Origin of the sequence: Pseudomonas sp. JAI115 (assembly GCF_014200835.1) — a bacterium.
Lineage (GTDB): Bacteria > Pseudomonadota > Gammaproteobacteria > Pseudomonadales > Pseudomonadaceae > Aquipseudomonas > Aquipseudomonas putida_A.
On record NZ_JACHCY010000002.1, the window covers coordinates 334,059 to 347,699 of the forward strand.

A 13,641-nucleotide genomic window follows, 5' to 3' on the forward strand; every position below is an offset into this window, starting at 1 on the left:
TGCCAGCGATGGCGGCCTACCAGCCGACCAACCTCCCACCTGAATGCACTCATTCCAACTGTGGGAGCGGGCTTGCTCGCGAAAGCGGCCTGCCAGACAAAATCAAAACAACAGAGCAAACGCCGCACATAAACATAACCCCGCAACCACGTTTAAAGTACACGAACCGTTACGCCATACCGGCTACAACGCCTTGCGCCGTTACCTACGCGTACGCCAGAATCCGCCGGCTTACACGGCTATGCGGCGGGCTATATCGTTTCCCTGTCACTGAAAATCAGTGATCGGGTTTGGTAGCCCGTTTCATTACAGTCGTGCGCCACATTACAGATCCGTTTTTGGGACTCTGCTTTATGGTGGCCATGCGTGGGGCTCCTTCGGGAGCGCCGGGTTTACTGTTTTGACCGGTCTACCAACCCACAAATGGCCGCCACCCTTCGTTTGGTAGCGAGAGTGACGGCTCCTCACTTATTCAAAACAGCGAGTCACCTATGTTCAAAGCCACACCCAACCCCCCGGACACCTCAATCCCATACGACCCAGCCCTCGACCCGCAGAAGATAAAAGCGGCAACCGACCGCGCCATCAACTTCTACCTCAACCCCGGCGCACTGAAGATCTCGATCCCTTCAACCTCGTCATGCAAGGCGAACAGAATCTTCCTCATCGACCCCGAGGTGGATGAAGAAACCTTGCTCGTCGAAGCCTGTGAATCCCTGGCCGCCGCCAGTGACATGGCCCGCGATATCGGCGACTCCATCGACAACCCACAGCGCCGGGCCATGCTGATGCTGCATCAGGTGATCATGCTCAGTGAACTGATGGTCAACCGGGTACTGGACGGCCGCCGCGTGCCGAACTAACTGCCCGATCCCCCTTCGGCAGCGCCTACAGGGAGTCATTCTTTCAAAGTACTTTGATCGGAGTTCCTGCTGATGTCCGAAACCAAGCCCAATCCGCCAATCACAGACCCGCTATCACCCTACGAATCCCTCAACTCCAGAAAACTCCACGAAGCCGCCGAACGCGCCCTCGACCATTACCTCGCACCCGCGCAAATCATGGCAACGCCGTACACCCCCAGCAGCATGTTCCTCGTCAATCCACAAACCGACACCGAATCCCTGCTGGCCAACGCCTGCGAATCCCTGGCCTCGGCCACGGTCATGCTCGGCGATTTCGCCGGCACGCTGGAGGGGCCGAGTCGTAATACGGTGTTGGGCATTGCGCAGGTGGTGATGCTGGGGGAGTTGGCGGTGAATCAGGTGCTGGATAATGTTGTGCCAAAGGAATAGGTGCCAGGGGACGGATTAATGAATCCGTCCCCTGGCACCTATGCCAAGTACACCAGCAAACAAAACATCAGCTTCGGGAGCAAGTGCCAAGCGTCCCCCGATCAAGGGGAGGCGCTTAGTGTGAATTACGGGTTTTACGTATGAGTGCATGACGTTAAATTGGAACGAACGCCATTACAGGCCGGGGGTAAGTATCCTGCAAAGCCTGCAAATATGCGCCAGGGCCGATCGGAGGATTGATGCTCTGATTGACGTTACGGAGGGACAAACCGGTAGCATTGACGACAGGGGGGTAGTCAGGCGGAAGCGGGGCTCCGACGCGCACGCCATAAGAGATATCCCATACTGGGAGTACTGACCAGCTAAGGGCGAAGTTTTGAGGAAACACTTTGAGGCACGCGATAACCTGAGCGGGGGCTGCGCCCCTTACACTGGCAATCCATGCCGCCGCCGCAGGCCCCGTCATAAAGGTGGTGTTAAGGATGAGCTGGTATATGTTGTTGGTCAGCACCGGGTAAGCCACAGTCTGGTTGTGCGCGTCTGTGACCTGTATGGAGGTGCTCCCATTGCGTAGCCCGGTCACTTTACCGGTTTGATCGACAGATGCGATCGCAGGCGCGCTGGAAGTGTAGGTATAAGGAGGGGTTCCTCCTGTTGGTTGACGGATGCCGATGTTGCGCGGCACCTCGAGGGATGCCCATCCATGGTTTTGGATGAGTTTAAGACCATCCAACACCATAGCGTTCGTGTCGATGACCAAGCGAGTCGTCACAACCACGACCCACGGATCCGATACCTGCCCACTGCCATATTGGGCGGTGGCAGTGAAATTGTGGGTAGCAACGGCCAGTCCCGTCACCCTGAACTCCCAGTCACCACTCTGTGGATCAATGTCGGCAATGCCTTTGACGGTGGTGCCGTCCTTGATCTGGACTTTCTGGCCTTTGGCCCCTTTCCCTTTAAGTTTGATCGTGGTGTCGACTGTCGTACCGTCCGGGAGAATTTCTTCCCCTTTGGAATTTTCCGCTCGGGTAATTTCTGGCCGCACATCCTCAACCGCTTTGATCGTGTAAGTGCGCACGGGGAAGGGCACCGCCTCGCTTTCATTCGTGCTCTTGTTGAACGTCGTTTTGCACTCGATGGTCAAGTCACTGCCATCTTTCAGGTTTTTCATTGCTGCTTGAGTGAGTCCGCGATTTTGGTAGCCCCTATCGATCAACGGCTGAGTGACAGGATCCCCAGGTGCAATATCGTTGATGTACGCAGTGCCGTTGGCATTGGTTCCGGTCAGACGCATCCACATACGCTGACCGGTAGCTATCAACGGCCAGACATCTATGCGAGCGACTGCGTTGGCAGTCAGATTAGCCACATTGAATTCCGGGCCTTCGCCATCGTTGTCGGCTTCCATGATCACCGGCGATTTCAAGCTTGAGTCCGAAAAAGTGCCAACATTCAACAACAGCGGCAACGAGGTCCGGGGCACACTGTTGCGGGTGACGGTGTACGTCACGGTGACGGTTTTGCCCAGGTTGAATGCCAGCACGGTGACCGGCAGTTCGATTGTCAGCGTGGTTTCACTGATGGGTCTGGCCGGGGTGGTGTGCGAGCCGCCGGCGGCAGTGCCGGGTGCGCCGGTCCAGGTTACGCTGAGCAGATCGCTGAACAGCAAGTCTTGCGAATCGATGTTGACGGTCAGGGCTTCCACGGCCTTGATCGGCTGCAAGGTAGTGCCATCGGCCTCGGCCTGCTGAACCTTCGGCCGGGTCAGCAGCACGGCTTCGCCGACAGTGAAATTCAACGTCCGCGAGTAGCTGACACGTTCCGGCGTGGCGCCTGCCGCCACCCTGAGGATTTCATACATCGCGTCCACAGTGCCGCCGCGATTGGGTTCGATGTGGGTCTGGACGAAGGTCGGGTTCAGGGTGAAATCGATGGCTTTGCCGGCATTGAGCGAATTGATCGGCACCGAGTCGCTGGTCTTGCCGGTTTTCGAGCCGCGCCAGGTATAGGTGACCTTGTCACCCGCTTTGGTGGGTTCGGCGGCAGCCGGGGCGGTCAGTTTGCTCGAACCGCCGGGCAGGTCGTCGGGTTCGAGTGTTCCGCCGGCCTCACCGAGGACGATGGGCGCGACCAGTTCCAGCAGCGGCTCACCCACCCGCAGCAGAGCATGGTGCAGTGACTCGCGCTGAATGATGCCTCCATCGCTGCCCTCGGCCATCAGCACGTAGAACAAATCCAGCGTACCGCCCTCGATGGCTTTGAGGTGTTTGCCTTCGACGATGATCGGGATCGGTTCTTTGTCGTCGATATCGCCCTTGCTAAGGGTGTGCCAGTTCAGTTCCGGGTCGTAGACGCCGAAATCCTGGCGGGTGCCGACCCAGCGCAGAATGATGACCATGCCCACCTGCATCATCGGGTCAAAGGGGATGACGGCGGTGGTGTACACCCGATCAGGGTCGAGTGCCCCTTGTTGCGCATCCACGGCAATCGGCGCGAGCAGGCGTCGGGTTGCTCCGATGATACTGACGAAGCGCCCCTTGGAGGCGCGATCATCAGACCCGCTGCGTTCCACGCGATAACTGAACACGGCCTGGGTTTTGGCCAGCAAACGTATGTCGGCGCTTGGCAGGGCCAATTCGTAGATGTTGCCCACGCTGATGAGCGGCTCGCCGCGGACTTCAACGCTGATCGGTTCGCCGTCCAGCGTGGTGCCCTTGCCCAGGCCGATGATCACATCACCGATCCGGAAGTCGGGGGCGTCGACCAATACCTGCAAGGTCAGCGGCGCATCCCCCAGTTTGTCCATGTCCACAACGCTATTGAAGGCCTCTTTGACCATGGGAGGCGACAGGCGCGTGTTGCCGGTATCGACGGCAATCCCTACTGCGGCGCACCAGTCTTCGGAGCGGTTGTCGACAATGTCGTGTACTTCAAAGGCTACGGCCAGGCTGTCGGTATCGCCGGCGGCGAGGATGGTGGCCTTGTCGACATGGATGACCAGTGGATGGCCTTGCGGGTTATCGATGTGATCCTGGGTCACCCGTGGCGAATACACAAACCAGCCACCCCAGGTCAATTTGCAGCGGTCACCCACGGCCATGTTGGGGTAGGGCAACGGGCTGCTGCTGCCGGGTTTGGCCTTGATGATGATGTCGAGGCCGGTTTCGGCGGTTTCCTTGTCCACGCCATCGTTGATGATCCGCGGATCGATGTACATGTTCAGCTCGGAATGCCCTGGGGCACTGCCGTTTTCATCTTTGCCGCCGGGACGGTCGAGTTTGACGAAGATATTCACCGGAGGCAGCGAAGTTTCCGGAGTCTGTTGGAATACCTTGACCCGATATTGCAGCGTATAGGTCCCGGTCACGAAGCGCTGGGGCGGGACATACAGGGTGACACGCTCGCCGACATCCCCTGGCTTGACGAGGGTAGTCTGGTCGACCTGAATACCGTCGAGCAGCAGCTCGATGTGGTCACCTAAACCCATACGGTCCCAGGGTGGACAATAGACTTTCAGCCCCTTGTCGGGCGCCAGCAACTGCGCGGCGGCGATATTGATCCCCCACACCCCCCCCTCCAGGGCCGGCTGCGTACGGTCGGGTATTTCCAGTTGCCGCAGAGTCTCGGGGGGCGGGAGGCGAGGGGGCTGAATAAGCATGCTGAAGACTCCAGAGTCGTGGGGGGCAAAGAAGACGCTGGAAGTTATTTAGGGGCAGGTGGCGAGCGTTGGCTACTGTCAGAAATTACAGGTAAGGACGTATTTACGATGAACGGTCGGGGGACGGGTTTTGCATGCCTGAAACTGCTTCCCAGTAGGCGCTGCCGCAGAGAAGTCGACTCTGCGGTAACCCCCCTTCTGCTCAACAAAAATACAGCTTCACGCTGAGCTGACTGTTCAGTCGTTTCCATCGGCTTCCCGACAAACGGTAAGAAAACCTAGTATTTCTGACAGTAGTCAGCTTTTCCGGCAGGCATCTAATTGGGTCACAAACGTTCCACGCCATCGTCAGTCAACGGCCCGTTTTATCTTCACGACTGCCCTGCGCGAGAACACTGTCCGCTCAATTGCCGTGGAGTTTCGCAATGGTGCCCCCAGAAGAGTCGTCGATGGATCCGCAACACGCACGCGGCGATGACGAACCAAGTCTTGTGGTTATTCCAGAACCGATTGTTCCGGATATCCTGAAAGACGAAGAGGGAAATGAGAGCCCGGACGGGCTATTACCTCGCGATGTATTGAATCGCGATTTGAAAATCACGATTCCGGCGTGGGATTTCTCGACAGATCCGCATTTCGTAAAAGACGTCGTGTGGGTGGGCTTCAGGCGACGGGGGCTTCCCTTTGATGACGACACGGCGGGGGTGTTCCCGTTCGATATTCCCATTGATCCGGGTGACAAGATTGTTTCGGTGCCTCAAAGGGACCTGGAAGCTGGCGTTTACGACCTGTCGTACAAGCTCGTGATTGGTGGCAACGCAGCGGAATCGCTGAAAAAAACCATCACCGTCGATAGAGTGCCGCCGGATGACGGCCAGGAACCGGCGATGCTGGAGCTGCTGGATCTTGAGGGCGACATCACCGATGACTATTTGGACGAGCACGGTCAGGTTCGTTTCAAAGTACGCCTCTATCTGGACGTGAAGGCCCGTGACCGGGCGATTTATTACTGGACGGACACCGACACGCCACCGGGCTTCGAAACCGAAATCCGCGAGCAGGCGTTCAGTCAGTTTGATATCGATTACGACCAACTCATCATCACCGTCTACGCAGACGAAATTCGCCTGCGTGGTCATGGGCAGCGATACATCTATTATCGCTTGCGCGACTGGGCCGGAAACCGGGGACCGCGCTCGCGGTTGCTGCCTGTGTTCGTCGATCTGACCCCGGGGGCACCCATTCACAAGCCTCCGCGCATTCCCCTGTCGGACAGAGGCTTGATCGATCGTCAGCACGCCCGGGAGGGGGCGGTCAATCAAGGGGCGGTGACGGTCGAAATCGATGCCTATGACAATCCGTTGAGCGGCGATCAGGTACTGCTGGACTGGGATGGCACTGTTCTGCCGCCGCAGGATGTCGACCCGGCCAATTTTCCTTGCGTGATCCCTGTGCCGTGGAGCGCGCTCACAGCCAAGGGGCTGGGTCCGGTGAATGCTCGTGTCACTTACCGCGTGCGCACAAGGGGCGTCGATAGCAAACCATCAATGGAAACCCTGGTATCGGTGAACCTGACGGTGGCGGGCCAGGATCACGCCAATGCGCCGGCGTTGCTGAACCCCAAGCTTGCCTTGCTGGAGATCTACGGCGCCAACTCCAAGGTGCTGAACACATTGCTTACCGAAGATTTCGGCGAGGACGCCGACGGCTTCCTGACGTTGTTCGACGCACCTGAACGAGGACACACGATCGAAGTTTATTGGGGGAGCATCAGTACGCCCGTGGCGAGATACATCGTCCAGAGCGGTGACGGTGCCGGCAAGAGAGTGCCGTTCAATATTCCATGGGCGGTCATTGACCAGGACCGGCTGAACCCGGCGTTGCCGGTCCATTACACCACCAGCAATGGCATCAACCAGCAGTTGGCGCCATTCACGCCCGTCAAGGTGTCGATCATCATTATCGAAGGTCTCCAAGAGCCTTCGTTCCCTGACGCTGGCATCGAAGGGACGCTTGACTGCTGTGCGAAACCGCGTCTCTGGGAGCGGGTGCGCGTGAGGATTGAAGGCAACCCGGCGTTTGACGAGAAGGACATCGTGACGTTGTTCTGGCAGGGATGCGCGGGATCGAATGGCACCACGCCCATTCCCGGGGCCGCGCAACCGTTCTTCACCACTTTGAGTGCGGATCAGGCAAGAAACGGTTTTGAAGTGCATGTGACCGATTACGAAAGATTGATAGCGCCGATGCAAAACCGGGGTTCGGCGTTATGTCATTACACCTTGAAAAAGTTTACGGGTGGGCAGGGTGTTTCAAAAAAAGATTTCGTGATTATCAATAGAACCATGCCCAGTGGTGCAGTGTGTTCACCCACTAATGAAACCTGTACGGAACCGTAACGGGTAATTGATTCATTAAAGTGCATTAGCCGGTTTTAGTCGGGACAGTCACGAGTGTTTATTCGGGGCTGACAGAGAGTGTTGTGCCCGCGTTTTGGGCGTTAGTTGATTGACAAAATTCCGGGCGGATAAAGCCCGTTTCTGAAGGAGCTGAAAAATGGCAAGTCCGAAACCATTGACGCCCGCTGAACAAAGTCGGGTCGATTATCTGAAAGTTCGCCGTGCTGTTACAAAAGCACCTGCACCCGTCATCAAAGTGCATCCAGATAACCCATTTCTAAGCGATACGTCGGATGATGAAGCCAATCAGATTCCGCTGAGCCTGCAGGGAAAACCTTTCAAGTGTCTGGTTCCGAGGCCTGCGGATGCTGACGACACGAAGGAAATACCGGGCTTCATTTATCTGACGTTTGACGGAAGTCCGATACTCCCTACTCGATACAATTATGTGACGCCGCTGGACGCCGATATTCTTGAAATCGAAATGACGTTTCCTGTCGGATACACCGATAAGCCGGGGACACATGAGTTGGGATACTTTATCGATCAAGGCGGTAATGAGAGCAACTCTGATCCGTTGAAGTGCAATGTTGACAGAACTCCTCCACACCCGTTTTTTCCGGTTGGACTTCCAGATGAAATAGTAAATGACGGTATTACCAAAAAATATCTGGACGACAATGATTTTGTAGTCATTAAGATTCCTGAGTATGGAGATATGAAGATTGGCGATTTTATAGAGTTGTTATATGGGGACTCGACAGTGTTGGCAGAGGTTGTCGATTCGGTCACCCGGACTGATACCATCAATGAGATCGTGCTTAGACTTACCGCTGAACAAGTATTCAAGCAAGATGAAGGGACTCACGCGCTTTTTTTCAGAGTCACCGACCGTAAGGGAAACCCAAGTACTTTTTCTCCACCAGTCCCCGTTACGGTCGTTCTGACAGATCCACCCGAGGGGCTGTTGCTCCTTGATATTCCGCTGCTTGACAAGGACGGTCTGGTCGATCTGGCGGATGCGCAAACGCCTTTGGGCGTGGGAATCCTTGAAGAATACACCCACTACTTGCCGGGAGATGAGTTGGTGGTGACCTACGACGGCATTCCGCAGATGGCGAAGACCATCAGCGGGTTCCCGGTTTACGTCGATATTTCATTCAAAGACGTGGTCAAGGACAACCCTGGTGAAAAAACTGTAGACGCCGAGTACCAAATCAAACGCGGCAGCACCTATTACCCGCCAACTCCGATTTCCAAAGAAGTTAAGGTTGATTTGCGAAAGCCCGGTCTGCCAATTGATCCGAATAATCCAGACCCGACCAATCCAAATCTGGCGTTGGTGACGGTTCAGGGTGATTCCGGAGGCCCACCCAATACGTTGCGAGAAGCCGACCAAAATGAGGAAGTTACTGTCACGGTCATTACCTATACCGGCGCCAAGGAATATGACACCGTTCAACTTAAATATGCGGGCCAGCTTGTTTCTGAGGAGGATGGTGGCCTCGTTACGATTCCAGACGTTATCCCCACATCGCTTGAGTGGAAAGTGAAGTGGGACGTTATTGCGGCGGCAGGTAATGGTAATCCAAAGCACCCGATGGCTTACGTCATCGGTCATCCGCTGAACAACAACGTAGATATTTCAGAACCTCAGGAGGTGGATGTGGAGATTCAAGTGGACACTGTCCCTGATCCGGCATTTTTACACCTTGATCCTAACTATACTGACTGGCTGAACTGCAAATCCTTGCGCCTGGATCCCAACGAGGGTGTGGTGGTCGAGGTGCGGGTCCCGGGCGGGGAATTGGCACTGGCGAATCAAGAGCTGACATTCACCTATCAGGGTTATACCGACGACGGCGGTGCAAACACCAAACCCGGGACAGATAAGGAGGTGTTCTACACACCGACAGATCAGGAGGCCGCGTCCGGCTTCATTGTGAAGATCCCATACGCGCCCTTGCTCGCGACTCTGAATGCGTGGGGTGGCGTCAAATATAAGGCTGTCATTAACGGACGTGAGACGACCTCCAAACAGCATTTGGTCAAGGTGTACCTGGTCGATCCGGGTGATGGCGGAAGTTGCCCGTTGCCTACCTGATTCAATGCGTTTCAAAGGAAACACGGGAGGCCGCTACGCCTCCCGTGTCCTCGCTGAAACGGTTGCTGAAACAGGCGGATCATTCCTCGAGCGGGACAGGACTTTTCCGTCCGGATCTAGGACTTCTCCTACATTTTTGCTTGACCCGGATAGGTATTGTTCGCGCCTCTTACAGTCTTTTGGCGTTTCTTCTGAAAGATGTGAGGTGATGAACATTCAGGAAGCCACGTCATGAACAAAAACCATGTTTCGCTGCAAAAAAATGCTGCGGCAGGACTCTTTAAAATGCTGGTCGTGCTGCCAGCATTTTTTTTTACCGGCGGGCATTCTTTTGCCGCCGTTATTGTCGATAACGGCAATACGCTGAATATCGATGCAAGCACACCACAGAGCGATTATCTGGTACGCAACGCAAGTGTGCTGAACATCGCGGGGGCCACCACCCAGAGTCTGTCTGTCACGTCCGGATCAACGTTGAATATCAACGGCGCAACGGTCAATGCCGACAGTGGGCTGGTGGGTATCCGCATAACCGGCAGCACGGGTGATCTCACTCGCGCCATCGTGACCAGCGACTTTATGGGGCTGGCGGTCAATCGGTCTATCGGCTCGACCCTGGGCTCCACGGTCACTACAACCAACAGTCAATTCAAGGGTGGGGAAATCGGTGCTCAGGTCACCGGCTTGAGCACGCTCACGCTCATCAACAGTCAGGTGACGGGCACAGGGGCTGACAGTACCGGCCTGAACATATTGGGGGGGGATGTACGCGCCTCCGCAAACACGGTTATCAGCGGCGACAAGACCGGGGTGACTATGGGCAGGGATCCCTCGGGCCTGGGCAACAATTCACTGCGGCTCGAAAACGCCAGTGTGGAAGGCCGCACCGGTGATGCGATTCTTGTGGACAAGGGCATCAATGCCACCCTTGAGGTGTTGAACCAGTCTTCCCTGACGGGGGGCAACGGCAACGTGCTGACGGTGCAGGGCGCTTCCACCGCGGGCATGTCTGTCAGCGACAGCACGCTGCAAGGCAACGTCAACGTCACCGGCAACAGTACCGCCAATCTCACCTTCGATCAGGGCAACATGAAGGGCGATGTGCTGGTCGAAAACGGTTCGACCGCCAACGTCACCCTGCAGAACAACTCGCAACTGACCGGCCGTCTCGACAAGGTCAACGGCGTGACCGTCAACAGCGGTTCGAGCTGGACCCTGACCGGTAATGACAAGGTCGGAACACTCGCCATGAATGGCGGGACGGTGCGCTTTGGTGCGCAGGATGTGCCGGATACGTTCTACGAGTTGAACGTCGGCACGCTGGCCGGATCGCCGGATGGTTCCAGTACGGTCGAAATGAAGGGCAATTTCGCCACCGGTCAGCACGACTTTCTCTATGTCAGGGGCGTTGCCAGCGGGCAATTCGGATTACTGGTGGCCGCTTCCGGTCTGGACGCGGTGAACCCGCAGCAGTTGACCCTGGTGCACACCGCCGCCGGCGACGCGCAATTTGCCCTGAGAGGCGGGCATGTCGATCTGGGTACCTGGTCTTATAAACTTGATCGGCGAGAAGTGGGGGAGAGCGGTACGGAATGGTTTCTCGACCCGACCACCAAGACCATCAGCCCCGGGGCGAAATCGGTGCTGGCGCTGTTCAACGCTCCGGTGACGCTGTTGTATGCCGAGGCGGCAACTTTGCGCAGCCGCATGGGCGAGTTGCGTTTCAATGGGGGTGACACCGGCCTGTGGATGCGCACCTACGGCAACAAGTACAACATCAGCGCCGCTTCCGGCGTGGGTTATCAGCAGACCCAGCAAGGGCTTTCTCTGGGGGCAGATACGCACTTGGGCGACAGTCTGTGGGTGGCCGGGATCATGGGCGGCTACAGCCATACCAACCTGGACGTCGCACAGGGAACTTCGGGTACGGTCGACAGCTACTATCTGGGCCCTTACGTGACCTGGATGAACAAGCAGAGCGGTTACTACTTTGATGCGCTGCTCAAGTTCAACCGCTTTCAGAGCGATACGAAAGTCGGCATTAGCGATGGCACGCGGGCCAAGGGCCGTTATGACAACTCCGGTATAAGCGCCTCGGCGGAGTTCGGGCGTCAGATCACCCTGGGCAACGGCTACTACATCGAGCCGTACGGCAGACTGTCGACTGCGCTGATTCGCGGGCGCAGCTTCGACCTGGACAATGGCATGGAGGCCGACGGCGATCGCAGCCGCTCGGTGCTGGGTGAAGCGGGAACCACTGTGGGCCGCAATTTCAAAATGGGCAATGGCATGGTCGCCCAGCCTTATGTGCGCGTTGCGGTGCAGCACGAGTTCATCAATAACAACCGCGTGACGGTCAACGCTGATAATCAGTTCAACAACGACTTGTCTGGCACCCGTGGTGTGCTGGGCGCAGGCGTTGCAGTGGCATTGACCAAGGACCTGCAGGTGTATGCCGGTTACGACTACAGCCATGGCAAGTCCATCGAGAAACCGTATGACTTGAGTTTCGGAGTGCGCTGGACCTGGTAAGCCGCGTCATGATGCGAATACCTGAAAAACGCCTCGCACCTGCCGGGCGTTTTTTTGTGCTGGCCTGCCGGTCAACCCGCTGTCCGGGCCGGCGGGTTGACCTGACGCCTGCGACTCAGGTGAATCGCAACACGTTGATTTCCTGATGCCCGGACTCATGCGTGCCCCGCCAGTGCGGCCCGTTACGGGACACCCGGTAGAACAGATTCAGTGCACCGTTCTCCAGCACCCGCAGATGTTTTCCCGGCACGTACAAGGTCACGAGATGATTTTCCACGTCCTGCGGGCTGACGATGTGCCGAACCTCATACAAGTAGGGAATGCCATTGGCCTTGGTGCCCAGCCAGGCCATGTCGACGATATCGTCCGCGGTCATGCCCGGGTACTGAATGTTCACGGTGGCCGATGTGATATCGGTGCTCACCGTATCGCCCGCGGCTTCGCTTAAGACCGGCGCGGGGATCCGGCCTTCCACGCTGGCGAGTTCGTGCCTGGAGGGGAGCGCAGAGCCATCGTCCTTTTTGTAGCGCACATACGATACGTCTGCGGTTCCCATGGCAATCGCCCGGACCTGCGCATTCGGAATCTGAAACATGAGGATGCTGGGGAAGCTTTCCACCCTCTGGGATTGTCGGTTGGGCAACGGAGCACCGGTGGGTGGTGTGCCTACCCAAGTCATGGTGACGGTGTCACCCACCTCGAAATCACTGGTGGAGGCGCGAACATGCACGTTGACATCGCGATTGTTCAATTGGTCGAGATCAATGATGCCGTTGACTGACTCCTGGATAATCGGCTCATCCAGCTGCCGGATTCCGGACATGACTTTGACTGGGGTCCTCAGCGACCACTTCTCGGAGTGGTTGAATACCTCGTCATGGATCCCGTAATGCACCACCTGCGCGTTGCCGTCGCCACCGGCCACAATATCGTCCTTGTGTGCGGTGATCTCGATAGGTGCCGTGCCGGCTGCCTCATCGGCGCTGACGGTATGAGGTGGCAAGAAGGCATTGCCCCATTGCACCTGGATAACGTCGCGCACGGCGATGTTCGGATAGCGAGGAATAACCATCGGCACACCCTTGGCTGCCCAAACCGCATCCACGCCGTTAACGATGACGTCGCGCGGCAGCTGCACGATGTGCAATTTTGCATGTCCGGGCAAATGGGGCTTATCGTCTTTGCCGCCTGGCAGATCCAGCTTCACCAATATTCGCAAGGGCGTGGCGGGCTCGTCGGGGCTGGTGCTGCCTGCGCGGGTCAGTACGTAGTAGACCTCGTCGACCCAGCCGGGAAGGATGTTCGTCACAGGCAGGAAGAAAAACACCGGTTGGTTGCTGCCGTCTTCGTCGTCCTGCAGAACCCGGGTAAAGATCTTGTGGTCCTTGCCCCAATAGATATCGAGCGTGTCACCTTTGCGCATGGGTTCGGCGTAGGCATCGACGGAGCAGAACAAACCGTCGGGAAACTGGTAGTAGGTTTTGCAGTTGATACCGCCGTCCCCATCGACGATCGGCTCTATCATGGCCGAAATCCGCAAGGGACGCAGTTTCAGCCCCGGAATCTCAGTCTGCAAGCGTGGAAACAGGAAGGAGTGAAAGTGCGTCATGACGAAAAACCTCAGCGAAGGACATGGGGCTCTGCCAGGAA

7 protein-coding genes are annotated in these 13,641 nt (G+C 56.9%); 5 read left to right on the forward strand and 2 right to left on the reverse strand.

From position 1 onward, the window contains the following. Positions 1-491: 491 nt before the first annotated feature. Both HDC30_RS06635 and HDC30_RS06640 read left to right on the forward strand, forming a co-directional pair. Positions 492-863 carry a DUF6124 family protein gene (locus HDC30_RS06635; RefSeq protein ID WP_183781751.1) on the forward strand — a complete coding sequence of 124 codons (372 nt, stop codon included), beginning with the start codon at positions 492-494 and terminating at the stop codon, positions 861-863. A gap of 72 nt (positions 864-935) precedes the next feature. Beyond that, positions 936-1,295, forward strand: coding sequence for a DUF6124 family protein (locus tag HDC30_RS06640; protein ID WP_183781754.1), 360 nt, complete (start codon positions 936-938; stop codon positions 1,293-1,295). Positions 1,296-1,449: 154 nt separating this feature from the next. On the opposite strand, the gene HDC30_RS06645 is transcribed toward HDC30_RS06640, so the two are convergent. Further along, positions 1,450-4,956, reverse strand: coding sequence for an Ig-like domain-containing protein (locus HDC30_RS06645; protein ID WP_183781757.1), 3,507 nt, complete (start codon positions 4,954-4,956; stop codon positions 1,450-1,452). Between the two features lie 449 nt (positions 4,957-5,405). Between HDC30_RS06645 and HDC30_RS06650 the strand changes: the two genes are divergently transcribed. The 3 genes from HDC30_RS06650 (at position 5,406) to HDC30_RS06660 (ending at position 11,991) form a co-directional block, all read left to right on the forward strand. Then, entirely contained in the window at positions 5,406-7,355 is a 1,950-nt protein-coding gene (locus tag HDC30_RS06650) for a hypothetical protein (protein WP_260319898.1), read from the forward strand. A 157-nt stretch (positions 7,356-7,512) separates the two neighbouring features. Beyond that, the gene (locus tag HDC30_RS06655; protein WP_183781763.1) at positions 7,513-9,459 is read left to right on the forward strand and encodes a hypothetical protein; all 1,947 of its coding nucleotides are present in this window, start codon (positions 7,513-7,515) and stop codon (positions 9,457-9,459) included. 285 nt (positions 9,460-9,744) lie between these two features. Beyond that, positions 9,745-11,991 (forward strand): autotransporter outer membrane beta-barrel domain-containing protein, encoded by a 2,247-nt coding sequence (locus tag HDC30_RS06660; protein WP_260319899.1) that lies wholly within the window; start codon positions 9,745-9,747, stop codon positions 11,989-11,991. A 115-nt stretch (positions 11,992-12,106) separates the two neighbouring features. Here HDC30_RS06660 and HDC30_RS06665 read toward each other — a convergent pair whose 3' ends face one another. Beyond that, complete coding sequence (locus tag HDC30_RS06665) at positions 12,107-13,600, reverse strand: hypothetical protein (protein WP_183781769.1); 1,494 nt, start codon at positions 13,598-13,600, stop codon at positions 12,107-12,109. Positions 13,601-13,641 lie beyond the last annotated feature (41 nt).

Coding starts and splice junctions, on each gene's coding strand:
- HDC30_RS06635 (WP_183781751.1), top strand. CDS start 492: ATGTTCAAAGCCACACCCAACCCCCCGGACACCTCAATCCCATACGAC.
- HDC30_RS06640 (WP_183781754.1), top strand. CDS start 936: ATGTCCGAAACCAAGCCCAATCCGCCAATCACAGACCCGCTATCACCC.
- HDC30_RS06645 (WP_183781757.1), bottom strand. CDS start 4,956: ATGCTTATTCAGCCCCCTCGCCTCCCGCCCCCCGAGACTCTGCGGCAA.
- HDC30_RS06650 (WP_260319898.1), top strand. CDS start 5,406: ATGGATCCGCAACACGCACGCGGCGATGACGAACCAAGTCTTGTGGTT.
- HDC30_RS06655 (WP_183781763.1), top strand. CDS start 7,513: ATGGCAAGTCCGAAACCATTGACGCCCGCTGAACAAAGTCGGGTCGAT.
- HDC30_RS06660 (WP_260319899.1), top strand. CDS start 9,745: ATGCTGGTCGTGCTGCCAGCATTTTTTTTTACCGGCGGGCATTCTTTT.
- HDC30_RS06665 (WP_183781769.1), bottom strand. CDS start 13,600: ATGACGCACTTTCACTCCTTCCTGTTTCCACGCTTGCAGACTGAGATT.